We start from the raw sequence: 25,580 nt of genomic DNA on the forward strand, positions 1-25,580 counted from the left end.
CTGGTGCCTCATATTCGACGGTACCTTGCCGGGCCCCCCGTTCGGGCCCCCCTTGGCACGGTTCACATGGTCGCGATTCGGCCACACGTACCGTGCCACGGGAAGGTCGGGCGTCAGTTTGCCGCGGCGGCCGTGCTCTTACGGGTCGAGACGATCTGGTCCACCAGGCCGTACGCCAGGGCGTCCTCGGCCGTGAGGATCTTGTCGCGCTCGATGTCGTCGCGGATCTTCTCGATCGGCGTCGAGGAGTGCTTGGCCAGCATCTCCTCGAGCTGGCTGCGCATGCGCAGGATCTCGCGGGCGGCGATCTCCAGGTCGGAGAGCTGCTCACGGCCGGTGCCGCCGGACGGCTGGTGGATCAGCACGCGGGCGTTCGGCAGGGCCATCCGCTTGCCGGGGGTGCCGGCGGCGAGCAGCACGGCCGCGGCGGAGGCCGCCTGGCCCATGCAGACCGTCTGGATGTCCGGCTTCACGAACTGCATCGTGTCGTAGATCGCCGTCAGCGCGGTGAAGGAGCCACCGGGGCTGTTGATGTAGATGGAGATGTCACGGTCCGGGTCCATCGACTCCAGGCACAGGAGCTGCGCCATGACGTCGTTGGCGGACGCGTCGTCGATCTGCACGCCGAGGAAGATCACGCGCTCTTCGAAGAGCTTGGCGTACGGGTCGTACTCGCGGATGCCCTGCGAGGTGCGCTCGACGAAGCGCGGCACGACGTAGCGGTTGTCCATCGGCGCGCCGGTGTAGAGGCCGCTCGCGGAGAGGTTGTTCTGCATCTGGGTGTTCACCGTCCTGGTGGCGTTCGGTGGGCTGGGGCTCTGGGGCGGGCGGACGGGGCTCAGGCGCCCGTGCCGCCGCCGCCCGGAACACCTGCGGCGTGGGTGATGATGTCGTCGATGAGGCCGTACTCCTTGGCCTCGTCCGCGGTGAACCAGCGGTCGCGGTCGCCGTCGCGGATGATCGCCTCGACGGTCTGGCCGGAGTGCTGCGCGGTGATCTCGGCCATGCGCTTCTTCGTGCGAAGGAGGTACTCGGCCTGGATCTTGATGTCGGAGGCGGTGCCACCGATGCCGGCGGAGCCCTGGTGCATCAGGATGTCGGTGTTCGGCAGCGCGAAACGCTTGCCGGGGGCGCCGGCGGTGAGCAGGAACTGACCCATGGAGGCCGCCATGCCCATACCGATGGTGACGACGTCGTTCGGGATGAACTGCATGGTGTCGTAGACCGCCATGCCGGCCGTCACCGAGCCGCCGGGGCTGTTGATGTACAGGTAGATGTCCTTGTCCGGCTCGGCGGCCAGGAGGAGCATCTGGGCGGTGATCTTGTTGGCGATCTCGTCGTCGACCTGCTGGCCGAGGAAGATGATCCGCTCGCCGAGCAGCCGGTTGTAGACATGGTCGCCGAGGCCGCCACCGATGGACGGCTCACCCGCGGCGTAAGGCTTCAGATTCGTCACGTATCCACCTGCTCGTCTCCGACGGCCAGGGCCGTCTCAGCGTCTCGTACCGAGGGCACTGCCCTCTCTTCATGGACCCTAACGCGCAGGTAGGACAACGCCATCCCGGTTCCCGAACTGTTCGCTGGGAGCGCAAGGTAGTTGGGGGCGCATGGCCGGGTCCTCGTACGTCCACGGGCCCGTACGCACTGGAGTGCGTACGGGCCCGTGGAGCGGGGTCCGCGCGGGGCGGAGGGCCCCTTACTTGTCCTCGGAGACCTCGGCCTCGCCGGTGACGGCCTCGACGGCCTCGGCGGAGGCCTCGACCTCGTCCTCGTCGTCGGAGAGGTCGACGACCTCACCGTTGGTGTCGACGACCTTGGCGGCCTCGACGACGACCGCGAGGGCCTTGCCGCGGGCGACCTCGCCGACGAGCATCGGAACCTGGCCGCCCTCGGCCACGGCCTGGGCGAACTGGTCGGGGCTCATGCCGGAGGAGGCGGCACGGCGGAACAGGTGCTCGGTGAGCTCCTCGCGGGAGACGTCGAGCTTCTCCTTGTTGACGAGCTCATCGAGGATGAACTGCGTCTTGATGCCCTTCTCGGCCTGCTCCTTGGTCTCGGCCAGGAACTCTTCCTCGGTCTTGCCCTGGATCTCCAGGTACTTCGCGAGGTCGAGGCCCATCTGGCCGAGCTGGTGGTGCTCCAGGTTGTGCTTGCGGGTGTTGATCTCGTCCTCGAGAAGCTTCTCGGGCATCGGGACCTCGACCAGCTTGAGGAGCTCGTCGAGGACGCGCTCCTGGGCCTGGGTGGCCTGGTCGAACTGCTTCATGTTCTCGAGGCGCTTGCGGCTGTCGGCCTTGAGCTCGTCGAGGGTGTCGAACTCCGACGCCATCTGCGCGAACTCGTCGTCGAGCTCGGGGAGCTCACGGGCGGAGACGGCGGTGACCTTGACGGTGACCTCCGCGTCCTTGCCCTCGGCGGAGCCGCCCTTCAGCTGCGAGGTGAAGGTGGCCTCGCCGCCGGCCTCCAGGCCCTTGACGGCCTCGTCGATGCCGTCGAGCAGCTCGCCCGAACCGATGGTGTACGAGACGTCGCTCGCGACACCGTCGGGCAGGACCTCGCCCTCGACCTTGGCCTCGAGGTCGATGGTGACGACGTCGCCGTCCTGGGCGGCGCGCTCGACCGCGGAGGTCGAGGCGAAGCGCTCGCGGAGCTGCTCCACGGACTTCTCGACGTCCTCGTCGGTGACCTCGACCGGGTCGACGGTGACCTCGATGCCGGAGTAGTCCGGGATCTCGAGCGTCGGGCGGATGTCGACCTCGGCGGTGAAGGCCAGCAGCTCGCCGTCCTTCAGCTCGGTGATGTCGACCTCGGGCTGGCCGAGCGGGTTGACCTCGGCCTCGTTGACGGCCTCGGTGTAGAACTTCGGGAGCGCGTCGTTGACGGCCTCTTCCAGCACGGCGCCGCGGCCGAACCGCTGGTCGATCACGCGAGCCGGGATCTTGCCCTTACGGAAGCCCTTGACCGTGACCTGCTGGTTGATCTTCTTGTACGCCGCGTCGAGGCTGTCCTTGAGCTCCTCGAAGGGCACCTCGACAGTGAGCCGAACCCGGGTCGGGTTCAGGGTCTCCACGGCGCTCTTCACGGTTCGGTCTCCTTGTGGCTGATTCCTGGAATCCACCGGCGCCGCGTGTGGCGGTTCCGGCGGGTCGGCCCGGTCAGAAAGACACACGGGCACGCAGCTTGCATAGTAACCGCAAGCGGGATGACGCCCACAACGTGATCAAGAGCGCGCGAGCTGTGCGCGTGATCGTCATGGTCGGGGTGGCGGGATTTGAACCCACGGCCTTCCGCTCCCAAAGCGGACGCGCTACCAAGCTGCGCCACACCCCGTCGGTGCGACACGTAGGGTACATGGACGGGGACTGTGCGGCGCCCCCTGATTTCGGGGTGTGCGCGAAGGGCCCCCGAACCGCTACCATGCTCTTCGTGCCGCGGTCCTCGTGACCTGCGGCGCGATGCTGTGCGGGTGTAGCTCAATGGTAGAGCACTAGTCTTCCAAACTAGCTACGCGGGTTCGATTCCCGTCACCCGCTCCATGAGCTCGGGGCCGGTCAGGAGTCTTCTTCTCCTGACCGGCCCCGAGCTGTTTCACGGGGTGTCCCCGGGCCGTGCGAGATGCCGGGTCGGGCGGACGGCCGCAGACTGGGCTGAGATCACACCCCGTCCTTCTCCGCACCGGAGGCCGTCCATGAAGGACCTGAAGTTCGAGCAGAAGCGCTCGCTGTCCCGCGCCGAGGCGGCGGACCAGCTGACCGCGCTCGCCGCCGCCCTGCGTCAGGGCGGGGAGGCCGAGCTGGAGCTGGGGGCGGGGACCCTGAGCCTGCGCATCCCCGACGAGCTCCGCTGCGAGCTGGAATTCGAGGTGTCGGGCGGGGAGATCGAGCTGGAGATCGAGTTCAAGTGGCCGACGGGCCGCGCCCGGAAGAGCGCGCCGTCGAAGTCGGCCGAGCCGGCGAAGGCTGCGGGGTCGAAGAGCACGGCGGCGAGGGGCACGGCGGCGAGGAGCACACCGTCGAGGGCCTCGAAGAGGAGCCAGGCGGCCGAGTCGGCGACACCGGCGAAGTCGCGCACGGCGGCGGCCGGGCCCGCGTCGGCCTCCGGTGGCGGCCGGCGGACGAAGCGGGCGGCGAAGTCCCCGGCGTCGGCCGAGACCGCCGCGGCCTGAGGGTCGCCCGGGAGCTGCCCCGGTGTCCGCCCTCGGGGCGTTCCCGGGGCCTGTCTCAGAACTTGATCGAGGCGACCGTCTGCGTTATCGAGTCCAGGAAGCGCTGGATGTCGTCGGCCATGCCGGTGGAGGCGAGGAAGAAGCCGAAGAGGACCGCGACCACGGCAGGGCCGCCCTTGAGGCTCCCCCCGCGGATCAGCACCACCATGATGATTGCCAACAGCAACACCACAGACAGTGAAATGGCCACAACTGATCACACCCTCGGTCGGTCCCGCCTTGCCCACCAGGGAGCCCGTGTCCCGGAACACCCCCCGCTGTCTCCATCGTGCCACCAACCCCCCTGCCCCCGCTGCCTGGTGACGAATCGTCGTGGAGAAGATCACGCCGCCGCGGCGGACGCGGATCAGGCGCGGCGGGAGATCAGCAGCAGGGCCCGGTCGTCGTTGACGTCCTTGGCGACGGCCTCGATCAGGTCCCAGGCGACGCCGTCGAAGCCTTCCACGACGCAGCGGTCGGCCTCGCCGGTGAGGCGGTCGATGCCCTCGGCGATGTCCCGGTCGGCGGCCTCGACGAGGCCGTCGGTGAAGAGCATGAGGACGTCGCCGGGGCGCAGTGATCCCTTGTCCGGGTGGAACTCGGCACCGTCGTAGACGCCGAGCAGGGGCCCGTCGGCGGCCTTCTCCTCCCAGCGCCCGCTGCCCGCGTGCAGTTGGAGGGCGGGCAGGTGGCCGGCGGAGAAGAGCTCGTAGTCGCCGGACTCCAGGTCGAGGACGAGGTGGATGGAGGTCGCGAAGCCCTCGTCCCAGTTCTGCCGGAGCAGATAGCCGTTGGCCGCGGGCAGGAAGCCGTGCGGCGGGAGCGAGCCGAGGAGTCCGCCGAAGGCGCCGGAGAGCAGCAGGGAGCGGGAGGCCGCGTCCATGCCCTTGCCGGAGACGTCGGTGAGGACGACCTCCAGGGTCCGGCCGCCGTGGGTGCGGGCGGCGACGACGAAGTCGCCGGAGAACGACTGGCCGCCGGCCGGGCGGAGGGCCATCTCGCGGTGCCAGCCCTGAGGGAGCCGCGGCAGGGCGCTCTGGACGCGGATGCGCTCGCGCAGGTCGAAGAGCATGGTGCCGCCGCGCCGCCAGGGCACCCCGACCCGGGCCCGGAACTGGGCGATGAGCAGTCCGAAGAGTCCGCAGGCGGCGACCACCAGGACGGTGCCGGGGGTCACGCGCGCGGGCCCCTGGGTGTACGGGCCGAGGACGATGGACTCGACGATGAGGGCGCCGGCGGCGGCCGCGTACAGACCGAGCAGGCTGGCGGGGCGCAGCAGCAGTCCGCCGGCGACGATCGGCAGCACCAGGGCGGCGGGCGCGCACCAGACCGGGTCGAGGATCGTGCCGAAGGCGATGGCCGGAATCATCAGCAGGAGACCGGCGAAGGCGAGCCAGTCGGAGCCGTCCCCGCGGAAGTAGTCGACGCCGGATCTGCGCAGCGCGATGCGGGCCCGGCGGGCGCGTCGGCGCATCCGGGCCGCGTACGTCTTCACTCCGCCGCGGTGTCCCATTGGCCTGGACCCTATCCATCCCGTCCGACATCGCGCAGGGGTACCCCTGTGACAATGTGCGTGAAATCGGGTCGCCCCGGGCGGGCGCCGCTGATATCGATGGCATATGACTACTGAACTGCGGGTTCTCGACCCGACCGAGTGGGACCGCTGGTACGGAGTCCTCGAACTCGCCTTCGGGGGTGTGCCCGAGGCGCCGGAGGAACGGCAGTTGTGGCGGGACCTGACCGAGTTCGACCGTTCTCTGGGGGTTTGGGACGGTGACCTGTGTGTCGGTACGGCGGGGGCTTTCACGTTCCGGCTCACGGTGCCGGGCGGGGCGTCGGTCCCGGCCGCGGGCGTGACGATGGTGAGCGTGGCCGGCACGCACCGGCGGCGCGGGATCCTGACGTCGATGATGCGGCGGCAGCTGGACGACCTGCGGGCGGCGGGCGAGTCCCTGGCCGTGCTGACGGCATCCGAACCCGAGATCTACGGGCGGTTCGGGTACGGCGTCGGCTCGTACACGGTGCGCGCGACGATCGACACGAACCGGGTGCGGCTGACGGTGCCGGAGGGTACGGACGGGGTCTCGCTGCGCATGGCGGACCTGACGGAGTCCTCCGCGGTGTGCGAGGCGGTGTACGCGCGGCTGGTGCCGACACGTCCCGGGATGCTCGCGCGGCGGCCGGGGTGGGAGCGGCTGCCCCTGATCGACCCGGCGGGCGATCGGGAGGGCGCGTCGCCCCGGCAGTGCGTGCTCGCGGAGCGGGACGGGGAGGTCGTGGGCTTCGCGCACTACGCGATCAAGCCGGACTGGTCGTACGCGGGGGCCAACGGAGCAGTGAACGTGCACCAGTTGATGGGGCTCGACCCGCTGGCCGAGGCGGCGCTGTGGCGGTTCCTCTGCTCGGTGGACCTGACCTCGGAGGTACGGATCCACAGTCGGCCGGTGGACGACGGCTGGCAGCATCTGGTGAGCGATGTGCGCCGGTGCGAGTCGAAGCTGCGGGACGTGCTGCACGTGCGGCTGGTGGAGGTCGGTGCGGCGCTCGAGGCGCGGACGTACCAGGCGCCGGTGGACGTGGTGTTCGAGGTCGAGGACGCGTTCTGTCCGTGGAACGAGGGGCGGTGGCGGCTGACCGGCGACCAGAAGGGCGCGACCTGCGTCCGGACCTCGGATCCGGCGGATCTGACGCTTTCCGTACGGGAGTTGGGCGCGGCCTATCTGGGCGGCATCTCACTGGTGTCGCTGGCGGGAGCCGGACGGGTGCGGGAGCTGCGCGAGGGGGCGCTGGTGGAGGCCTCGGTGGCGTTCGGATCACCGGTCGCGCCGTGGCTGCCGCACCCGTTCTAGCGGGGCGCGCCCGCTAGCGCCGCTGGCAGCCCGGGCACCAGAAGAGGTTCCGGGCTGCCAGGTCCGCCGTGCGGATCTCCGTCGCGCAGAGGTGGCAGGGCATGTGGGCGCGGCGGTAGACGTAGACCTCGCCGCCGTGGTCGTCCACGCGCGGCGGGCGGCCCATCGCCTCGGGGGTGTGCTCGGGGCGGACCGTGTCGATGCGGTTCAGGCGGACGCCCTCGCGCATGAGCGCCACGAGGTCCGCCCAGATCGCGTCCCATTCACCGCGCGTGAGGTCCTTGCCCGCGCGGTAGGGGTCGATGCCGTGCCGGAAGAGGACCTCGGCGCGGTAGACGTTGCCGACACCGGCGATGACCTTCTGGTCCATGAGCAGCGCGGCGATCGTGGTGCGGGACTTCGAGACGCGGCGCCAGGCCCGGTCGGGGTCGTCGCCGTCGCGGAGCGGGTCCGGGCCGAGGCGGTCGTGTATCGCCTGCTTCTCGGCGTCCGTGATCAGCGCGCAGGTGGTGGGGCCGCGGAGGTCGACGTACGACTCGGGGTTCGCGAGGCGGAGCCGGACCGTTTCGGTGGGCGGCGGGGCGGGCGCGTCGCCGAAGCCGACCTTGCCGAAGAGGCCGAGGTGGATGTGGACCCAGCCCATGCCGGCGAAGCCGAGGAAGAGGTGCTTGCCGTGGGCCTCGGTGGTGTCGAGCACGACGCCGTCGAGCAGTGCCGCGGAGTCCGTGAACTTGCCCTGCGGGCTGGTCACCCGCACGGACCGGCCGCCGAACCGTTCCCGGTGGTCGGCGGCCAGTCGGTGGATCGTGTGCCCCTCGGGCATCAGGCGGTCGGCTCCTGCGGGTGGTGGGCCGGGATCGGGGGGAGCTCGCCGGTGTTCTCGTACGCGGTGAGCATGTCGATCCGGCGGGTGTGACGCTCGTCACCGGAGTACGGGGTGCTGAGGAAGATCTCGACGAACTTGGTCGCCTCTTCCCGGGTGTGCATCCGGCCACCGACGGAGATCACGTTGGCGTTGTTGTGCTCGCGGCCGAGGGCGGCGGTCTGCTCGCTCCAGGCGAGGGCGGCGCGCACCCCCTTCACCTTGTTCGCGGCGATCTGCTCGCCGTTGCCCGAACCACCGATGACGACGCCCAGGCTGTCCGGGTCCGCGGCCGTCTTCTCGGCGGCACGCAGGCAGAACGGCGGGTAGTCGTCCAGGGCGTCGTAGATGTGGGGACCGCAGTCGACGGGCTCGTGGCCGTGTGCCGTGAGCCACTCGACGAGGTGGTTCTTGAGTTCAAAGCCGGCGTGGTCGGAACCGATGTAGACGCGCATGAAACCGAGTGTGGCATGTCCGGGGCCGGGTAGCAGGCAGCGGGGTCGGGACCTTCACCCGGCCTGGTACGGACCTTCGACTCTCGCGAAGTGGTCCAGGCAACGATCCGGAATGAGGTCTTCCGATCACCCCCGTTCCCGGTGTTCAATGCTCGGGCTCGCGACCCGAGCGCCCCCCACACGCAAGGAAGCGTTCATGAACACGCAACCGACCCTGACGAAGGACGGCGAGGAGACCGGTACCCCCGGGGCACCGCACTCCTCCGACGGTCTCAAGGCCGGTCTCAAGAACCGCCACCTGTCGATGATCGCCATCGGCGGCGTCATCGGTGCCGGTCTCTTCGTCGGCTCCGGCTCCGGCATCGCCGCCGCCGGTCCCGCGATCCTGCTCTCGTACGCTCTCGTCGGCGCCATGGTCGTCTTCGTGATGCGGATGCTCGGCGAGATGGCCGCCGCCCGGCCGTCCTCCGGCTCCTTCTCCGCCTACGCCGACCGCGCGCTCGGCCGCTGGGCCGGCTTCAGCATCGGCTGGCTCTACTGGTTCTTCTGGGTCGTCGTGCTCGCCGTCGAGGCGACCGCCGGCGCCAAGATCCTGGAGAGCTGGATCCCCGCCGTGCCGCAGTGGGGCTGGGCGCTCATCGTGATGGTGGTGCTCACCGCCACCAACCTCGGCTCCGTCGCCTCGTACGGCGAGTTCGAGTTCTGGTTCGCCGGCATCAAGGTCGTCGCCATCGGCGCGTTCGTCGTCATCGGCATGCTCGCCGTCTTCGGCGTGCTGCCCGGCTCGGACAACCCGGGCGCCGGGTTCGCGCACCTCACCGACAGCGGGGGCTTCTTCCCGATGGGCGCGGGGGCGATCCTCACCGGTGTGCTGATGGTCGTCTTCTCCTTCATGGGCAGCGAGATCGTCACCCTGGCCGCCGGCGAGTCCGAGGACCCGCAGCGGGCCGTCACCAAGGCCACCAACAGCGTCATCTGGCGCATCGGCGTCTTCTACCTGGGCTCGATCTTCGTCGTCCTGACCCTGCTGCCGTGGAACGACAAGTCGATCGTCGAGAAGGGCTCGTACGTCGCCGCCCTCGACTCCATCGGCATCGCGCACGCCGGTCAGATCATGAACGTGATCGTCCTCACCGCCGTGCTCTCCTGCCTGAACTCGGGCCTCTACACCGCCTCCCGCATGGCCTTCTCGCTCGGCCGGCGCGGTGACGCGCCCAAGGCCTTCGCCAAGGTCAACAAGCGGGGCGTGCCGGTGGCGGCGATCCTCGGCTCGGTCGTCTTCGGCTTCGTCGCGGTCTTCTTCAACTACAAGTGGCCGGACACCGTCTTCGCGTTCCTGCTGAACTCCTCCGGCGCGGTGGCGCTCTTCGTCTGGCTGGTCATCTGCGTGACCCAGCTGCGGATGCGCGGCATCATCCTGCGCGAGACGCCGGAGAAGCTCGTCGTACGGATGTGGCTCTTCCCGTACCTGACCTGGGCGACGATCGCCATGATCGTCTTCGTCCTCGGCTACATGATCTACGACGGCGGCAGCGCCCGCGAGCAGGTCGTCCTCTCGCTGCTCGTGGCCGCGCTCGTGATCGTGATCGCGCTGGTCAAGGAGCGGTTCACGAAGGCCTCGACGGAGGCCGCCACGGAGATCTCCGAGCGCGTCTAGCGCCGGGGGCACCCACACGAAGAGGGCCCGCCGTTCCTCGGGGAACGGCGGGCCCTCTTCGTGTGCGCCTGAGCCCCGTACGGACGGGGTGCCGGCTCAGCCCTTGCGGTCGAGCAGCTTCCACGCGGTCGGCAGGACGCCCATCGCGAGGGCCGCCTTGAGTGCGTCGCCGATGAGGAACGGGGTGAGGCCCGCCGCGACGGCCTGGCCGAGGGTCATGCCGGTGGCGAGCGCCAGGTAGGGCACGCCGACCGCGTAGATGATCACGGAGCCCAGGACCATCGCGCCGGCCGTCCTGAGCACCGAGCGGTCCGCGCCCCGGCGGGCGAGGGCGCCGACGACGGTCGAGGCGAGCAGCATGCCGAGGACGTAGCCGAACGACGGCATGCCGTAGCCCGAGGAGGCCTGCGCGAACCACGGCACGCCCGCCATGCCGGCCACCGCGTACAGGGCCAGGGCGAGGAAGCCGCGGCGGGCGCCGAGGGCCGTGCCGACGAGCAGGGCGGCGAAGGTCTGGCCGGAGACCGGGACCGGCGAGCCGGGGACCGGGACGGAGAGCTGCGCGGCGAGGCCGGTGAGGGCGGCGCCGCCGACGACCAGGGCGATGTCGCGGGCGCGGCTCGCGGCCAGGCTCCCGCCGGCGGGCAGCAGGTCGGCGAGGACGGTTCCCGTACGGAGGGAACGGACGGGGGCGGCGGCGGTGCTCATCGGTACTCCGCGGGGGTGAGGGTGGGTGGGACGCCTTGACGGTATGCCAGGAGTGAACGCTCGATCACCGTCAGCCGCCGACAAAGCGACGGTCGAGTGCTTCGTGGAGATCGAACAAACCGTGCCGATCACCCTTCTCGCCACGTGACGCTTGTCACTGGGAAGTCCTGCGCGGAGGTCCCTTTTGCGCCAGGGGTGGCTCACTGGAGAGACTGTGGGGTCTCCATAAACCGTCAGAGAGCACGAGCCTCCACATGCACGACTCCCTCGCCTCCGAACCGGAGCCCCTCTCCCACGGTCTGAAGCAGCGTCATCTGACGATGCTGGGCCTCGGCGGTGTGATCGGCGCCGGGCTCTTCGTCGGCTCCGGCGCGGGCATCGCCGTCGCCGGACCCGGCATCGTGGTCTCGTATCTGATCGCCGGCGCCCTCGCGATGCTGGTCATGCGGATGCTGGGTGAGATGTCGGCGGCGATGCCCGCGTCGGGGGCCTTCTCGGTGCACGCCGAGCGCGCGCTCGGCCGCTGGGCCGGCTTCTCGGTGGGCTGGCTGTACTGGTTCCTGCTCGTCGTCGTCCTCGCCGTGGAGGCGACGGGCGCGGCGCGGATCGCGAACGGCTGGGTGCCGGGGGTCCCGCAGTGGGGCTGGGTGCTGATCTTCATGATCGTGTTCACCGTGGCCAACCTCGCGGCGGTGAAGAACTTCGGCGAGTTCGAGTTCTGGTTCGCCGCGCTCAAGGTCGGCGCGATCGTCCTCTTCCTGATCCTCGGCACGCTGGCGATCGTCGGCTGGCTGCCGGACACCGACCCGGTGGGGTCGGCGAATCTGACCGGGCAGGGTGGTTTCCTGCCCAACGGCTGGTCGGGAGTGATCTCCGGGGTCCTCGCCGTCGTCTTCGCCTTCGGCGGTCTCGAGGTCGTCACGATCGCTGCGGCCGAGTCCGACGACCCGGCGCGGAACGTGGCCCGGGCGGTGCGCAGCGCGGTCTGGCGGATCCTCCTCTTCTACGTGGGCTCGATGCTGGTCATCGTGACGCTGCTGCCCTGGACCTCGATGGAGCCGGGCGAGTCGCCGTACGTCGCCGTCCTGGACGCGATCGGGGTGCCGGCGGCGGGCCAGATCATGAACGTGGTGGTGTTCGTGGCGCTGCTCTCGGCGCTCAACGCGAACCTGTACGGCTCCTCGCGGATGGTGTTCTCGCTGGCCGAGCGCGGCGAGGCGCCGAAGGGGCTGCTCCGGGTGTCGGGCGGAGGGGTGCCGCGCCGGGCGGTGCTCGCCTCGGTGGCCTTCGGCTTCGTCTCCGTCCTGCTGAATCTGAAGTGGCCGGATTCCGTCTTCCTCTACATGCTCAACGCCGTCGGCGCGGTGCTGCTCTTCGTCTGGGCGCTGATCGCGGTCTCGCAGCTGCGGCTGCGGCGCCGGATCGAGCGCGAGGCACCGGAGACGCTGACGCTGCGGATGTGGGGCTTCCCGTGGCTGACCTGGGTGGCGCTCGCGGCGATGGGCGCGGTGCTGGTCCTCATGCTGACGGACGACGCGGCCCGGCCCCAGGTGCTGTGGTCGGGGGCGGCGACCGGGGCGGTGCTGCTCGTGGCCTGGCTCAGGGAACTGCGTACGAAGCGAGGTTAGATCTTCACCTTGTGTGAAGGTCGTGCCCGTATAGCGGACATCCGTTCCCTGTGAGCGGTGGTGGCCCACAGACTGTGGGCTCCCTCCCCCGTCTCAGCTAGTGAACAGGGCTCGCCCATGTCTCGGACCACCGCGCCGGCGCCGGCCGACCGCAAGGACGGCGCGACCGCAACCGCGGAAGGCCTCGGCCACGGCCTCAAGCAGCGTCATCTCTCGATGATCGCCCTCGGCGGCGTCATCGGCGCCGGGCTCTTCGTCGGCTCCGGCGCCGGTATCGCCGCCGCGGGGCCCTCGATCGTGATCGCCTACGCGATCTCCGGCATCCTCGTGATGCTGGTGATGCGCATGCTCGGCGAGATGTCCGCGGCGAACCCGGCCTCCGGCTCGTTCTCGGTGCACGCCGAGCGGGCCCTCGGCCCCTGGGCGGGCTTCACCGCCGGCTGGGCCTTCTGGTTCCTGCTCTGCGTCGCGGTCGGCCTGGAGGGCATCGGCGCCGCGAAGATCATGACCGGCTGGTTCCCGGACAGCCCCGAGTGGGCCTGGGTCGCCCTCTTCATGCTGGTCTTCTGTGTCACCAACCTCGCGGCCGTGAAGAACTTCGGCGAGTTCGAGTTCTGGTTCGCCGCGCTCAAGGTCGGCGCGATCGTCCTCTTCCTCGGCATCGGCGTCCTGGCGATCGTCGGCGTCCTGCCCGGCACGGACGCCCCCGGCACCGCGAACCTCACCGGCGACGGCGGCTTCTTCCCGCACGGCTCCGAGGGGCTGATCGTGGGTCTGCTCGCCTCCGTCTTCGCATACGGCGGCCTGGAGACGGTCACCATCGCGGCGGCCGAGTCGGAGCACCCGGTGCAGGGCGTCGCCAAGGCGGTCCGTACGGCGATGTGGCGGATCGCGCTCTTCTACATCGGATCGATGGCGGTCATCGTCACCCTCGTCCCGTGGGGCGACAAGGCGGTCGTCGAGAAGGGCCCGTACGTCGCGACCCTGGACCACCTGGGCATCCCGGCGGCCGGCCAGATCATGAACGTCGTCGTGCTCGTCGCCCTGCTGTCGGCGATGAACGCCAACATCTACGGCGCCTCCCGCATGGCCGGTTCGCTCGTCTCGCGCGGCCAGGGCCCGAAGGCGCTGGGCCGCACCTTCGGCGGGGTGCCCCGCCCGGCGGTGCTCGTCTCCTCCGTCTTCGGCTTCGCCTGCGTGCTGCTCAGCTACTGGCGCCCGGACGACATCTTCGTCTGGCTGCTCAACACGATCGGCGCGATCATCCTGGTCGTCTGGTTCTTCATCGCCGCCTCCCAGCTGGTGCTGCGCCGCCGCACCGAGCGCGAGGCGCCGGAGAAGCTGGTCGTGCGCATGTGGGCCTTCCCGGTGCTGACCTGGGTGGCGCTCGCCGGCATGGCGGCGATCTTCGTCCTGATGGCCCGCGAGGAGGGCACGCGGGTGCAGCTGTACTGGACGGGCGGCCTGACGCTGCTGCTGGCCGCTGTCGGCTTCGCGCGGCAGAAGCTGCGGGGGCCGGTGACCGAGGAGTCCTGAGCCTCCCCTCTCCCGCCCCACCGCGCCCCGTCGAGCAGCTCGTGCTCGGCGGGGCGCGGTGCCGTGTCCGGAGGGTGCGGCCGGAGCGGGGTCAGTCTCCGCGGTACGGGTCCGTCCGCACGGAGCCGCCGGCGTTCTCGTCGTCCGTGCCGAGCAGGGGCGTCGCCCGTGCCCGGCAGGCACTCCACGGCCTCGATCGCCTCCAGGTCGACGGGCTCCTCGCCGCGAGAAGTCTCAGGGGGAGTCTCATGCGAGCACGGTATGGATCTTGGCGGGACGGGCCCCCGTGCGCGCTGACCCGTTCGGCGGAGCGCGCGGAAGCAGTACGAACCCACCAGAGGACCAGGACCGGCCTAGGACCAAGGGCTGATCAACAAGGACGTGCACCTACTGTTAGCCTGCACCTGCATATAGGTTGCAATAAGAGGTCAGGCGAAGGGCTCGGCAATGGCGATCTACACACTTCCGGAGCTGCCGTACGACTACGCGGCGCTGGAGCCGGTGATCAATCCGCAGATCATCGAGCTGCACCACGACAAGCACCACGCCGCGTACGTCAAGGGAGCGAACGACACCCTGGAGCAGCTGGAGGAGGCTCGCGACAAGGACCAGTGGGGCGCGATCAACGGCCTGGAGAAGAACCTGGCCTTCCACCTCTCCGGCCACATCCTCCACTCCATCTACTGGAACAACATGAACAGCCCGAAGGACGGGGGCGGCGGCGAGCCGCTGGCCGCCGACGGCGTCGGTGACCTCGCGGACGCGATCACCGAGTCCTTCGGCTCCTTCGCCAAGTTCAAGGCGCAGCTGACCAAGGCCTCCGCGACCACCCAGGGCTCCGGCTGGGGTGTCCTCGCGTACGAGCCGATCAGCGGCCGGCTCATCGTCGAGCAGGTCTACGACCACCAGGGCAACGTCGGCCAGGGCTCGGTCCCGGTCCTGGTCTTCGACGCCTGGGAGCACGCCTTCTACCTGCAGTACAAGAACCAGAAGGTGGACTTCATCGAGGCCATGTGGCAGGTCGTCAACTGGCAGGACGTCAGCAAGCGCTACCACGCCGCCAAGGCCTCCGTACCGCTGATCTCCTTCTGACCGCTGCCCGAGAGGGCTCCCCCGTCGTCCTGCTCGTGATCGTCTTCTCAACCTTCACCTGCGGGCGGATGAAAGAAGAACCCCCGTGATGACGTGAATCACGGGGGTTCTTCCATGCCTCGGAAGAGGCCTCACGGACTACTTGAAGCTGGGCTCCGCCGTCCGCGTGCGCTTGATCTCGTAGAAGCCCGGCGTCGACGCCACGAGCAGGGTGCCGTCCCAGAGCCGGGCCGCCGCCTCGCCGCGCGGGGTCGGGGTGACGACGGGGCCGAAGAAGGCGACCTCGTCGCCGTCCGCGCCCGGCACCGCGATGACCGGGGTGCCGACGTCCTGGCCGACCTTCGATATCCCCTCGGTGTGGGAGGCGCGCAGCTCCGCGTCGTAGGTGTCCTTGGCGGCGTAGTCGGCGAGGTCCTCGGGCAGGCCGACATCGGTCAGGGCGCCGACGATCGCCTCGCGGGTCGGACCCTCGCCGTTGTTGTGGAAGCGGGTGCCGAGCGCGGTGTAGAGCTTGCCGACGACCTCGTCGCCGTGCAGCTGCTGGGCGGCGATGACGACCCGGACGGGGCCCCAGGCCTTGGTCTCCAGCATCTCGCGGTACTCGGCGGGGACCTCGTCGAGACGGTTCTCGTTGAGCACGGCCAGGCTCATGACCTTCCACCGCACGTCGACCGGGCGGACCTGCTCCACCTCCAGCATCCAGCGGGAGGTCATCCAGGCCCAGGGGCACAGCGGATCGAAGTAGAAGTCGGCGGTGGTCCTGCTCTCGGACATGTCACTCCTCGGTACGGCCGTGGGGAAAGAAAGGCGGAAAGAAGACGGTGGTGCGCCGAAAGGAGGGAACCCCCGGACGCGCGACGGCATTCCCGTGTCTTGGGTGACAGCCGCACATGGGAAGATCGGTGCTGTTTCGAACGTGCCACGAAGGAGTGACCGTGCCCGGTGAGAATCTGTCCCGCGACGAGGCCCACGAGCGGGCGGCGCTGCTGTCCGTCGACGGGTACGAGGTCGTCCTCGACCTGCGCTCGGCGGTCGGCGACTCGGCCGAGGCCGTGCGCACCTTCCGCTCGGAGACGACGATCCGCTTCCGTCGCACCGGCGAGGGCACGGGCACGTTCGTGGATCTGATCGCCCCGTCCGTGACCGCGGTCACCCTCAACGGGCGCTCCCTCGACCCCGCGGTCGTCTTCGACGGCTCCCGGATCGCGCTCGACGGGCTCGCCGACGAGAACGTCCTCGTGGTGGACGCGCAGTGCGCCTACAGCCGGACCGGCGAGGGCATGCACCGCTTCGTCGACCCGGAGGACGGCGAGGTCTACCTCTACACGCAGTACGAGCCGGCCGACGCCCGCCGGGTGTACGCCACCTTCGAGCAGCCCGACCTCAAGGCCCCGCACCGCTTCGCGGTGACCGCGCCCGAGGGCTGGACGGTCTGGTCGAACGGCGCGGGCGAGCAGGACGCCGAGGGTGTTTGGCGGTTCGCCGAGACGGCGCCGGTCTCCACGTACATCACCTGTGTCGTGGCGGGTCCGTACCACTACGTCACGGACCGCTACAAGCGGACGCTGGCCGACGGGACCGAGCTGGAGATCCCGCTCGGCGCGATGTGCCGCAAGGGGCTCGCCAAGCACTTCGACGCGGACGACGTCTTCCTGATCACCAAGCAGGGCTTCGACTTCTTCCACGACAACTTCGACTACCCGTACCCCTTCGGGAAGTACGACCAGGCCTTCGTCCCCGAGTACAACCTCGGCGCGATGGAGAACCCGGGCATGGTGACCTTCCGCGAGGAGTACATCTACCGGGGCAAGGTGACGCAGGCGGCGTACGAGCGCCGGGCGAACGTCATCCTGCACGAGATGGCGCACATGTGGTTCGGCGACCTCGTCACCATGGTGTGGTGGGACGACCTGTGGCTGAAGGAGTCCTTCGCGGACTTCATGGGCTCCTTCTCGCTCGCCGAGGCGACCCGCTTCACCAACAGCTGGGTGACCTTCGCCAACAACCGCAAGGCCTGGGCGTACCGCGCCGACCAGCTGCCGTCCACGCACCCGATCACGGCCGACATCCGTGACCTGGAGGACGCCAAGCTCAACTTCGACGGCATCACCTACGCCAAGGGCGCGTCGGTGCTCAAGCAGCTCGTCGCGTACGCCGGCCGGGACGCGTTCCTCGAGGGCGCGCGCCGCTACTTCAAGCGCCACGCGTACGGGAACACGCGGCTCGCCGACCTCCTCACCATCCTGGAGGAGACCTCGGGCCGCGACATGAAGGCCTGGGCGAAGTCCTGGCTCCAGACCTCCGGCGTGAACACCCTGACGCCGGCCGTCACCTACGACGCCGCGGGCAGGATCACCGAACTCGCGGTCCTCCAGGAGGGCGCCGAGCTGCGCCCCCACCGCGCCGCCGTCGGCCTCTACCGGCTCTCCGGCGGGGAGCTCGTCCGGTACGCGCGCGCCGAGGCCGACATCACCGGCGCCCGGACCGTCGTCGCCGACCTGGCGGGCGAGGAGAAGCCCGACCTGGTCCTCGTCAACGACGACGACCTCACCTACTGCAAGGTCCGCTTCGACGAGGGCTCGCTCGCCACCCTGCGCGCGCACCTCGGCGACATCACCGACCCCCTGGCCCGCGCCCTGTGCTGGTCGGCGCTGTGGAACCTGACCCGTGACGCCCTGATGCCCGCCCGGGACTTCGTCTCCGTCGTCCTCGCCTTCGCGGGCCGCGAGACCGACATCGGCGTCCTCCAGATGGTGCACGCCTGGGGCAAGTCCGCGGTCACGCACTACGCGGCACCCGCGTGGCGCGAGGAGGGCGGGCGACTGCTCGCCGAGGGCGCGCTGCGCGAGCTGCGGGTGGCCGAGCCGGGCAGCGAGCACCAGCTGACCTGGGCGCGGTTCTTCGCCGCGACGGCCTCGTCCGAGGCCGACTTCCAGCTCCTCGAAGGGCTGCTCGACGGTACGGCGAAGATCGACGGGCTCGACGTCGACCAGGAGCTGCGCTGGTCGCTGCTCTCGCCGCTCGCCGTGCACGGCCGCGCGGACGAGACGCGGATCGGCGAGGAACTGACCCGGGACGACACGGCGACGGGCAAGCGCCACCAGGTCCGCCTGCTGGCCTCGCGGCCCTCGGCGGCCGTCAAGGCGCAGGCCTGGGCTCAGGTCGTCGAGTCGGACACCCTGTCGAACGCGCTCGTCGAGGCGACCATCGCGGGCTTCGTCCAGCCCTCGCAGCGCGCACTCATCGCCCCCTACGCGGAGAAGTACTTCGCGGTGATCGAGCGGCTGTGGGCCGAGCGGTCGATCCAGATCGGCATGGACGTCGTCCGGGGCCTGTTCCCGGGGCTCCAGGACGACGAGGGGACGCTGGCCGCGACCGACGCCTGGCTGTCGGCGCACGAGGCGGCCGCCCCGGCCCTGCGCCGGCTGGTCCTGGAGTCGCGGGACGACCTGGCCCGGGCGCTGCGGGCGCAGGACTGCGACCGCCTGGCCGGCTGACGTCCCGGGTCGACGACGGCGGGGGTCGCGGACTTCGGTCCGCGGCCCCCACCGGGCTTTCCGGTGGGCGGAGGCGGGCCGGGGCGGGCCCCTCATCGGCACTCGAACGCGCGTACTTTAGGACGGGGTTGTCCCGGATTGTCGACGAGCGTGTAACAGGGGTTAGGGCGGCCTTCGGGAGCGGAAGACCCCCGGCATGAACCACAACACCCCCATCACCCCCCGCCCCCTCCCCCTCTCCCCCCACACCGGCCGGGCGCAACGCCTGGCCTCCGCCGACCAGTTGAGGGCCCAGGGCATTCCCGCCGGCGAGGTCGCCGCGCGCTGCCGGCCGGGGGCCTGGCAGCAGCTCCTCCCCGGCGTCTTCCTGCTCCAGCCGGGGCAGCCCACCAGCGAGGACCGGCTCCACGCCGCGCTCCTCTACGCCCGCAGGACCGGGGCCGTACCCCCGCAGGGTCCCGACGCGATGATCACCGGACTCGCCGCGCTGACCCTCCACCGCTTCTCCGCCGCTCCCCCGCTCACCGCCCTCGACCGGATCGACGTCCTGGTCCCCCGCACCCGGCGGCTGCGCTCCACCGGCTGGGTGCGGGTGGTGCGCGCCCCCGAGTCCCCGGAGCCGGTGGAGCTGACGGGCGTGCCCGTCGCCCCGGTCGCCCGCGCCGTCGCCGACGCGGTGTCCGGGCTCTCGGACGCCGAGACCGTACGCCGGCTGCTCACCGAGGCGGTACGCGGCGGGCACTGCGAACCGGGGGCGGTGGTACGCGAGTTGAGCTGCGCCCGGCTCCTCGCCCGGCCGCACGTGGTGGACGCGGTGGACGCGCTGCTCGCCGAGGGGCGCTCGCTCTCCGAGGAGCGGCTGTACGAGATGGTGCGGGACTTCGCCCTGCCGGACCCGCTGTGGAACGTGGACCTGCGGCTGCCGGGCGGCCCGCACCTGGGCGGGGTGGACGCCTACTGGCCCGACCAGGCCGTCGCCGTGGAGCTGGACACCCGGGCGCCGCGGCAGGACGAGGACGCGCTGTGGTCCGAATACACCCGCAAGCGGGAGCATCTGGAGCGGCTCGGCATCACGGTCGTCCACCTCACCCCGCGCAAGCTGCGCGAGGCGATGGAGCAGCAGGCCACCGTGGTGCGGACGGCCCTGATGGCCGCGCCCGACCGGCAGCCCGCCGCGTATGTCGTCGTCCTGCCGCGGTGAGGGGTCAGCGCTTCGGCGTGACGCCGCAGAACTCGGCCTCCAGGACGCTGTTGCTGTCGCCCGTCCAGTCGGCGTTGAAGTTCATGGCGAGGGAGTGCCCGCCGTCGCGGGTGGCCTGGGCCTCGGAGGAGGAACCGTGGATGCCACCGCCGTGACCCCAGATCTCCTTGCCGCAGCTGAGCTTCTGCTTCATGAGCCCGAGTCCGTACCCCGTGCCGGGGAGTTCGGGGGACACCGGGACGGTGGTGGTCATCTCCCTCATCTCGGCCTTCGGGAGCAGCCGGCCCTTGAGCAGGGCGCGGTAGAAGGTCTGCAGGTCGTGGGAGTCGGAGATCATCTCGCCGGCCGCGTAGGCGATGGTGGGGCTCAGCCGGCTGACGTCGTGGACCTGCGCGTCCGGGTCGGCGGAGAGCGTGGACCAGGCGGGGGAGCTCGGCTTCGGCATCCGCACATCGGTGCCGGGGACGCTCGTGGCGCGGAGCTTGAGCGGCTTGATGACGCGGTTCTCGACGGCCTTGCCGTAGGGGCGGCCGGTGACCTTCTCGACGACCATCCCGGCGAGGACGTAGTTGGTGTTGGAGTAGTTCCAGTCGGTGCCGGGGGCGAAGTCCGGCGCGTGGGTCATGGCGATGTCGACGAGCTGGCGCGGGGTCCAGCGGTCGTAGCGGTGCTCCAGGAAGCCGGGGCCGAAGATCTTCTCCTGGAAGCCGGGGTCGGAGGTGACGCTGTAGACGCCGCTGGTGTGGTTGAGCAGCTGACGGACGGTGATCCTGCGGCCGTCGTGGCCGTTGCCCCGGACGACTCCGGGCAGCCACTTCTCGACCGGGTCGTCGAGGTCGAGCCGGCCCTCCGCCTGGAGCTGGAGGAGGACGGTGGCGACGAAGGTCTTGGTGATGGAACCGACGCGGAAGCGGTCGTTCCCCCGGCGCTCGCCCGCGGTGCCGGTCCAGTCGCCCCGGCCGTCCCGGGCCTGGGCCACGGCCCCGGGCACACCGGCGTCGACGGCGGCCCGGAGCGCCGCCCGGGTGGCGGCGTGATCGGACTCGGCCGGCGCGCTCGCCGCCAGGGCCGGGGTGGCGAGTGCCGTGGCGGTGAGTCCGGCGACCAGGACGGCGGCGAGGACGGTGCGGGTCGTGCGTACGGCTGACATGCGGGCTCCCCTGAGGCTCTGCTGCGGTGCGTGTACCGCGGTCGGCGGGGAGGACCGCGGGGGCCTGCGGGACGGTTGAGCGGCCTTGCACCGGTTGAGCTGTTTTCGGCCGAACCTCGGCCGTACGGTCGGTCCTCAGGTGATCGACGGATCGGCGAGCCGGGAGCGGCCGACCGGGGGCCGCTCGCGCCACAGGTCGAGGCCGATGTCGACCAGGCCGACGCGGGCCAGTTCGGGGACGGCGTCGAGCGGGTGCCAGGCGGCGAGATCGGTGGAACCGTCGGTCTCGGCGCGCAGCGCGCCGCCGGTGATCCGGGCCTCGTAGATGATCCGGAGACCGTGGAAGTCGCCGGGTCTCCCGAGGCGGCGCAGCCGGCCGCGGCGGATGGAGTCGATGCCGAGCAGGGCGGTGGGCTCGGCGAGATACCCCGTCTCCTCCTCCACCTCGCGGACCACGGTGTCCACGGGTTCCTCGCCGTGGTCCATGCCGCCGCCCGGCAGCGTCCAGCGCTTGGTGCCGTCGCCCGCCACCCAACGGGCCAGGAGGAGCTGCCCGTCCCGTACGCACACGGCGTAGGCCGCCACCCTCAAGTCCTTCTGCATGAACCGAGGTTAGAACCAGTACACGGGGTACGTCCGGCCCGTGGCGCGGGCGGCTCCGAGACCGACGGCGACGAGGAGGAGGCAGGCCGGCGCGAGAAGGCCGAGAAACGACCAGAAGGGAGGCGACGTGGCGGCGACGATCACGGCGGTGGCGGCGGCGGGCGAGTGCGGGGTACGGGCCGACATCATCACGCCCAGGGCGAGACCGCCCGCGACGGCGGCGCCCCAGAGACCCGGCCCGGCCACGGCCAGGACGGCGAAGCCGGTGAGGGCGGAGAGCAGCTGACCGCCGACGACCGAGCGCGGCTGGGACAGCGGCAGATCGGGCGCGCCGGCGACCAGGGCCATGCTCGCGGCGAGCGGCGGGATGAGCAGGGGCTGGTCGAGCACGGTCCCGACGGCGACCAGGAGGAGCAGCGCGGCGACGCTTCCGGCGGTGGAGAGGAGGAGGACCCGGGGCCGGGGGCGCGGGGGCGGGCCGGGTCGGCGGGGCGCGACGGCTGCCGCCGGAACCGCGGAGGGGGCGGTTCCGGCGGCGGTCGCGGGGGCGGGGCCGGGGTCGAGGTCGGTGGGCAGGGTGGCCTCGGGGGCCGGGGTGGTGGTCACGGAGCGGTCCTCGGGGCGGGGTCGGCGGGGGCGTACGGGAGGGGCGCGGCGGGGGCACGGGGCGGCGGGGTGGCGGGGTGGCGTCGGCGCGGAGCCACGGGGGTGGCTGCGCCGGCGCCGTGTGCGTCGGCGCCCGATCGCGGTCGGTCGGGCTCAGGCCGCGGCCGGTCGGCGTCAGACCGCGGTCGGTCGGGCTCAGGCCGAGGCCGGCCGGCGCCCGATCGCGGTCGGTCGGGCTCAGGCCGCGGCCGGTCGGCGTCAGACCGCGGTCGGTCGGGCTCAGGCCGCGGTCGGTCGGCGTCAGGCCGCGGGAGGGTTGGCCGGGGAGTACTCCGGCGGCGACCAGCGCAGCGGGCTGCCGGACGGGGTCTCGGCCGTGCGCTCGACACGGAAGCGGGTGACACGTCCCTCGGGGCCGTACTCGGTGTGCGCGAGGCCGCTGAGCTGCAGCGTCGTGCCCGTCTCCCAGTCGAGGAAGAGGAGCCCCGCGCGGCCGTCCGACTCCAGGTTCCCCAGGGTCAGGAACATCGCGTTGCCCGGGTAGTCGAGCCAGCTGAGCTCCCGGGGCGCGTCGACCCGGACGAACCCGGGGTTGCCCCCGCGATGGCTGGTGTCGACCCCGTCGGACGCGACGCTGGCCACGAAGAAGGTGTCCGCCGCCCGGACGCGGCGCAGCTGGGCGGGGGTGAGCTCCTCGCCGTACCGGACGGTGCCGGTCCCGGGGCCGGCGGGATCGGAGCCGTACCACTCTCTCTTCTGGAGGTATTTCGGGCAGTTGGAGAACACCTGCTCGGCCTCGATCGTGAAGCCGCGCGCGCTGGGGCGGGCGGTGCCGTTGAGGCGCATGCGGCGGCGGGTGCGGGGGTCGAGGGCGAGGGTGCCGACGGGGGTCCCGTCGGGGGTGATCGCGCCGGCGAGCGGGTCGTACGCGGGGACGCCGCCGGCGACGGAGACGGTGTGCGGGCCGGTGGCACGGGTGAAGCCGGGCGCGCCGGTGAGAAGGCTCGCCCAGACGCGGCCGCCCCGGTCCGCCGCGCCGATCATCAGCATCGGCTGGGCCTCCAGGAAGGCGGCGGCGACCGGGCGGATGCCGGGGCGGATGGAGGGGGCGATGTGGGCGGCCAGGTCCTGGACGCCCACGCGGGTCTGGACCGCCCGGGAGCCTTGGTTGTAGGCGGTCACGTGGTCGTGGGCAGGCACGGGGTCCTCCGGTTCTAGAAGAGTCCGCGGTTCGGGTCTAGAAGAAGCCGCAGGTCGGGGCTGTTCCGCTGGGGGCTTCCGCGTCGTCCGCGCCCTTCGGGATCGAGATCTCCAGGCGGGTGCCGTCCGGGTCGTGGAAGAAGATGCCGCCCGAGGCCGCGCCCTCGCGGTGGGCCACGACGCCCTCGTACGCGAAGGTCGCGCCCCGGGCGAGCAGCGCGGCCTCGGCGGCGCGGACGTGGTCGAGGGACTCGGCCTCGAAGGCGAGGTGGTGCAGGCCCGCGCGGCCCGGCGCGTAGGCCTCGCCGGCCTGCTGCCAGAGGGTGAGGACCAGGCGGCCGTCCCGGCCGAGGAAGGCGAAGCGGCTGTCCCCCTCCTCGCCCTCGCCGAGCGTCTCGAAGCCGAGGACCTCTCCGTAGAAGGTGAGCGAGCGGTCCAGGTCGGTGACGTTGAGGCCGACGTGGTGGGTGGTGAGCGTGCCGATCGCGGTCATGGCGGATCCTTCCGTCGCGGGGTGGCCAGCCCCCCTCGGAGCTAACCTTTCAATTCGACTTTAGGGGTTAGGCGTGAGGAACGTCAACCGCTCACGTACCCTTGAGGGGTTAGTTCATCGAGGAGGGTTCCCGTCATGACCGCGATCGACCCACGGCCGCTCGTCGGCGAGCCCGTCTCCCTCGATCTGCTCAACACCCGCTGGAACGAGGAGGGCGTCCGGCAGGACCTGCTCGCCGGGGTCGAGGGGCTCAGCGTCTGGCTCGCCGCCAACGGGCTCGACGAGCGGTTCACCGCCGACGCCACCACCCTGCGCCACACCCTCACCGCCCGGGACGCGCTCACCGCGCTCGCCGACCGCCCCGGCGACCCCGCCGCCACCACCCGCGTCGACGCCGTCCTCGGTCACGGCCGCATCCGGGCCACCCTCACCGCCGAGGGCCCCGGCGAGCGGCCCGAGTTCGCCGACCCCGCCTGGGGCCCCGGCTGGACCGCCGCCCGCGACTACCTCGACCTGCTGCGCACCGCCCCCGACCGGATCCGGGCCTGCGCCCACGAGGCGTGCATCCTGCACTTCTTCGACACCTCTCGGAACGGCACCCGCCGCTGGTGCTCGATGGCCGTCTGCGGCAACCGCGCCAAGGCCTCCCGCCACTACGCCCGCGCGAAGGAGAGCTGACCCCTCCTTCGTCCCGTCCCTTGGACAATGGATTGGACAAGGCGACCCGGGACACACGCATCATGGACCGGCAGCAACCTGCACATACGTACGGAGGAGTCCCCGTGAAGGTCGGAATCGTCGGAGCCACCGGTCAGGTCGGCACAGTCATGCGCAGCATCCTGGCCGAGCGGAGCTTCCCCCTCGACGAGCTGCGGCTCTTCGCCTCCGCCCGCTCCGCCGGCACCGTCCTGGACGGCGTCACGGTCGAGGACGCCTCCACCGCCGACTACACCGGCCTGGACATCGTCCTCTTCTCCGCCGGCGGCGCCACCTCCCGCGCCCTCGCCGAGAAGGTCGCCTCCCAGGGCGCCGTCGTGATCGACAACTCCTCCGCCTGGCGCGGCGACCCCGAGGTCCCGCTGGTGGTCTCCGAGGTCAACGCGCACGCGATCAAGGACCGCCCCAAGGGCATCATCGCCAACCCGAACTGCACCACGATGGCCGCGATGCCGGTCCTCAAGCCGCTCCACCAGGAAGCCGGCCTCACCGCGCTGATCGCCACCACCTACCAGGCCGTCTCCGGCTCGGGCGTGGCCGGTGTCGCCGAGCTGCGCACCCAGGCGTGCGCCGTGGCCGAGACCGCCGACCAGCTGGCGTTCGACGGCGAGGCCGTCGCGTTCCCCGAGCCCGCCGTCTACAAGCGCCCGATCGCGTTCAACGTGGTCCCGCTCGCCGGCTCGATCGTCGACGACGGCTCCTTCGAGACCGACGAGGAGCAGAAGCTCCGCAACGAGTCCCGCAAGATCCTGGAGATCCCCGGCCTCAAGGTCTCCGGCACCTGCGTGCGCGTCCCGGTCTTCTCCGGCCACTCCCTCCAGGTGAACGTCCGCTTCGACCGCCCGATCAGCGTCGAGCGCGCCTACGAGCTGCTCGAGGACGCCGAGGGCGTCGAGCTCTCCGAGATCCCGACCCCGCTCCAGGCGGCCGGCAAGGACGCCTCGTACGTGGGCCGCATCCGCGTCGACGAGACCGTCGAGAACGGCCTCGCGCTCTTCCTCTCCAACGACAACCTGCGCAAGGGCGCGGCGCTGAACGCCGTGCAGATCGCGGAGCTGGTCGCGGCCGAGCTCACGGGCGCCTGACGCCCGCAGCGCCACGAGGGCGGCCATCCGGAGACGG

25 protein-coding genes and 2 tRNA genes are annotated in these 25,580 nt (G+C 71.2%); 11 read left to right on the plus strand and 16 right to left on the minus strand.

From position 1 onward, the window contains the following. Positions 1–113: 113 nt before the first annotated feature. The 4 genes from ACIP84_RS19755 to ACIP84_RS19770 form a co-directional block, all read right to left on the minus strand. Positions 114–776 carry an ATP-dependent Clp protease proteolytic subunit gene (locus tag ACIP84_RS19755; RefSeq protein WP_401799000.1) on the minus strand — a complete coding sequence of 221 codons (663 nt, stop codon included), beginning with the start codon at positions 774–776 and terminating at the stop codon, positions 114–116. Positions 777–838: 62 nt separating this feature from the next. Continuing rightward, a complete protein-coding gene (locus ACIP84_RS19760) occupies positions 839–1,456 on the minus strand; it encodes an ATP-dependent Clp protease proteolytic subunit (RefSeq protein ID WP_355966533.1) in 618 nt (205 codons plus the stop codon). Positions 1,457–1,696: 240 nt separating this feature from the next. Next, a complete protein-coding gene (gene tig, locus ACIP84_RS19765; RefSeq protein ID WP_401799002.1) occupies positions 1,697–3,082 on the minus strand; it encodes a trigger factor in 1,386 nt (461 codons plus the stop codon). Positions 3,083–3,253: 171 nt separating this feature from the next. Further along, positions 3,254–3,330 (minus strand) — tRNA-Pro (locus tag ACIP84_RS19770). A 132-nt stretch (positions 3,331–3,462) separates the two neighbouring features. Between ACIP84_RS19770 and ACIP84_RS19775 the strand changes: the two genes are divergently transcribed. Further along, positions 3,463–3,536 (plus strand) — tRNA-Gly (locus tag ACIP84_RS19775). A 152-nt stretch (positions 3,537–3,688) separates the two neighbouring features. Next, complete coding sequence (locus tag ACIP84_RS19780) at positions 3,689–4,165, plus strand: amphi-Trp domain-containing protein (RefSeq protein ID WP_401799004.1); 477 nt, start codon at positions 3,689–3,691, stop codon at positions 4,163–4,165. Between the two features lie 55 nt (positions 4,166–4,220). On the opposite strand, the gene ACIP84_RS19785 is transcribed toward ACIP84_RS19780, so the two are convergent. Beyond that, positions 4,221–4,415 (minus strand): hypothetical protein, encoded by a 195-nt coding sequence (locus ACIP84_RS19785; protein ID WP_190156661.1) that lies wholly within the window; start codon positions 4,413–4,415, stop codon positions 4,221–4,223. A 156-nt stretch (positions 4,416–4,571) separates the two neighbouring features. Continuing rightward, a complete protein-coding gene (locus ACIP84_RS19790; RefSeq protein WP_383592545.1) occupies positions 4,572–5,717 on the minus strand; it encodes a PP2C family protein-serine/threonine phosphatase in 1,146 nt (381 codons plus the stop codon). Positions 5,718–5,823: 106 nt separating this feature from the next. Here ACIP84_RS19790 and ACIP84_RS19795 point away from each other — a divergent pair, with 106 nt between their 5' ends. Beyond that, complete coding sequence (locus tag ACIP84_RS19795) at positions 5,824–7,053, plus strand: GNAT family N-acetyltransferase (RefSeq protein ID WP_401799007.1); 1,230 nt, start codon at positions 5,824–5,826, stop codon at positions 7,051–7,053. A gap of 13 nt (positions 7,054–7,066) precedes the next feature. On the opposite strand, the gene ACIP84_RS19800 is transcribed toward ACIP84_RS19795, so the two are convergent. Both ACIP84_RS19800 and ACIP84_RS19805 read right to left on the minus strand, forming a co-directional pair. After that, positions 7,067–7,876, minus strand: coding sequence for an Fpg/Nei family DNA glycosylase (locus ACIP84_RS19800; protein ID WP_401799009.1), 810 nt, complete (start codon positions 7,874–7,876; stop codon positions 7,067–7,069). Next, positions 7,876–8,370: a ribose-5-phosphate isomerase gene (locus tag ACIP84_RS19805; RefSeq protein WP_355966514.1), complete on the minus strand. Its 495-nt coding sequence runs from the start codon at positions 8,368–8,370 to the stop codon at positions 7,876–7,878. Before ACIP84_RS19805 ends, ACIP84_RS19800 begins: the two co-directional genes overlap by 1 nt. 196 nt (positions 8,371–8,566) lie before the next feature. Here ACIP84_RS19805 and ACIP84_RS19810 point away from each other — a divergent pair, with 196 nt between their 5' ends. Then, positions 8,567–10,027 carry an amino acid permease gene (locus ACIP84_RS19810; protein ID WP_355966511.1) on the plus strand — a complete coding sequence of 487 codons (1,461 nt, stop codon included), beginning with the start codon at positions 8,567–8,569 and terminating at the stop codon, positions 10,025–10,027. Between the two features lie 96 nt (positions 10,028–10,123). On the opposite strand, the gene ACIP84_RS19815 is transcribed toward ACIP84_RS19810, so the two are convergent. Next, entirely contained in the window at positions 10,124–10,735 is a 612-nt protein-coding gene (locus ACIP84_RS19815) for a biotin transporter BioY (RefSeq protein ID WP_401799011.1), read from the minus strand. 254 nt (positions 10,736–10,989) lie between these two features. Between ACIP84_RS19815 and ACIP84_RS19820 the strand changes: the two genes are divergently transcribed. Together ACIP84_RS19820 and ACIP84_RS19825 are read left to right on the plus strand one after the other, a co-directional pair. Continuing rightward, positions 10,990–12,363, plus strand: coding sequence for an amino acid permease (locus tag ACIP84_RS19820; protein WP_401799013.1), 1,374 nt, complete (start codon positions 10,990–10,992; stop codon positions 12,361–12,363). 117 nt (positions 12,364–12,480) lie between these two features. Beyond that, a complete protein-coding gene (locus tag ACIP84_RS19825) occupies positions 12,481–13,899 on the plus strand; it encodes an amino acid permease (protein WP_401799014.1) in 1,419 nt (472 codons plus the stop codon). Positions 13,900–13,990: 91 nt separating this feature from the next. Here the strand turns inward: ACIP84_RS19825 and ACIP84_RS19830 are convergent, their stop codons facing one another. Continuing rightward, the gene (locus ACIP84_RS19830) at positions 13,991–14,149 is read right to left on the minus strand and encodes a hypothetical protein (protein WP_401799015.1); all 159 of its coding nucleotides are present in this window, start codon (positions 14,147–14,149) and stop codon (positions 13,991–13,993) included. A gap of 197 nt (positions 14,150–14,346) precedes the next feature. Between ACIP84_RS19830 and ACIP84_RS19835 the strand changes: the two genes are divergently transcribed. Further along, positions 14,347–14,991: a superoxide dismutase gene (locus tag ACIP84_RS19835; protein ID WP_209494873.1), complete on the plus strand. Its 645-nt coding sequence runs from the start codon at positions 14,347–14,349 to the stop codon at positions 14,989–14,991. Positions 14,992–15,129: 138 nt separating this feature from the next. On the opposite strand, the gene ACIP84_RS19840 is transcribed toward ACIP84_RS19835, so the two are convergent. After that, positions 15,130–15,765: a DsbA family protein gene (locus ACIP84_RS19840; RefSeq protein WP_355966496.1), complete on the minus strand. Its 636-nt coding sequence runs from the start codon at positions 15,763–15,765 to the stop codon at positions 15,130–15,132. Between the two features lie 161 nt (positions 15,766–15,926). On the opposite strand from ACIP84_RS19840, the gene pepN reads away from it, so the two are divergent. Together pepN and ACIP84_RS19850 are read left to right on the plus strand one after the other, a co-directional pair. Continuing rightward, positions 15,927–18,488: an aminopeptidase N gene (pepN, locus tag ACIP84_RS19845; protein WP_401799017.1), complete on the plus strand. Its 2,562-nt coding sequence runs from the start codon at positions 15,927–15,929 to the stop codon at positions 18,486–18,488. Positions 18,489–18,684: 196 nt separating this feature from the next. Continuing rightward, positions 18,685–19,689 (plus strand): hypothetical protein, encoded by a 1,005-nt coding sequence (locus ACIP84_RS19850; protein ID WP_401799018.1) that lies wholly within the window; start codon positions 18,685–18,687, stop codon positions 19,687–19,689. 4 nt (positions 19,690–19,693) lie between these two features. On the opposite strand, the gene ACIP84_RS19855 is transcribed toward ACIP84_RS19850, so the two are convergent. The 5 genes from ACIP84_RS19855 to ACIP84_RS19875 all read right to left on the minus strand — a co-directional run bounded on the left by ACIP84_RS19855 (position 19,694) and on the right by ACIP84_RS19875 (position 23,741). Next, a complete protein-coding gene (locus tag ACIP84_RS19855) occupies positions 19,694–20,839 on the minus strand; it encodes a serine hydrolase domain-containing protein (protein WP_401799019.1) in 1,146 nt (381 codons plus the stop codon). Between the two features lie 135 nt (positions 20,840–20,974). Continuing rightward, positions 20,975–21,442 carry an NUDIX hydrolase gene (locus ACIP84_RS19860; RefSeq protein WP_401799020.1) on the minus strand — a complete coding sequence of 156 codons (468 nt, stop codon included), beginning with the start codon at positions 21,440–21,442 and terminating at the stop codon, positions 20,975–20,977. 9 nt (positions 21,443–21,451) lie between these two features. Further along, positions 21,452–22,048: an HPP family protein gene (locus ACIP84_RS19865; protein WP_401799022.1), complete on the minus strand. Its 597-nt coding sequence runs from the start codon at positions 22,046–22,048 to the stop codon at positions 21,452–21,454. 300 nt (positions 22,049–22,348) lie between these two features. Continuing rightward, positions 22,349–23,248: a pyridoxamine 5'-phosphate oxidase family protein gene (locus ACIP84_RS19870; protein WP_401799024.1), complete on the minus strand. Its 900-nt coding sequence runs from the start codon at positions 23,246–23,248 to the stop codon at positions 22,349–22,351. 37 nt (positions 23,249–23,285) lie between these two features. Further along, positions 23,286–23,741, minus strand: coding sequence for a VOC family protein (locus tag ACIP84_RS19875; protein WP_355966480.1), 456 nt, complete (start codon positions 23,739–23,741; stop codon positions 23,286–23,288). A gap of 135 nt (positions 23,742–23,876) precedes the next feature. Here ACIP84_RS19875 and ACIP84_RS19880 point away from each other — a divergent pair, with 135 nt between their 5' ends. Next, complete coding sequence (locus tag ACIP84_RS19880) at positions 23,877–24,419, plus strand: CGNR zinc finger domain-containing protein (protein WP_401799026.1); 543 nt, start codon at positions 23,877–23,879, stop codon at positions 24,417–24,419. A 104-nt stretch (positions 24,420–24,523) separates the two neighbouring features. After that, entirely contained in the window at positions 24,524–25,543 is a 1,020-nt protein-coding gene (locus ACIP84_RS19885) for an aspartate-semialdehyde dehydrogenase (protein WP_401799028.1), read from the plus strand. Positions 25,544–25,580 lie beyond the last annotated feature (37 nt).

Source organism: Streptomyces sp. NPDC088707, assembly GCF_044752725.1.
Classification (GTDB): domain Bacteria; phylum Actinomycetota; class Actinomycetes; order Streptomycetales; family Streptomycetaceae; genus Streptomyces.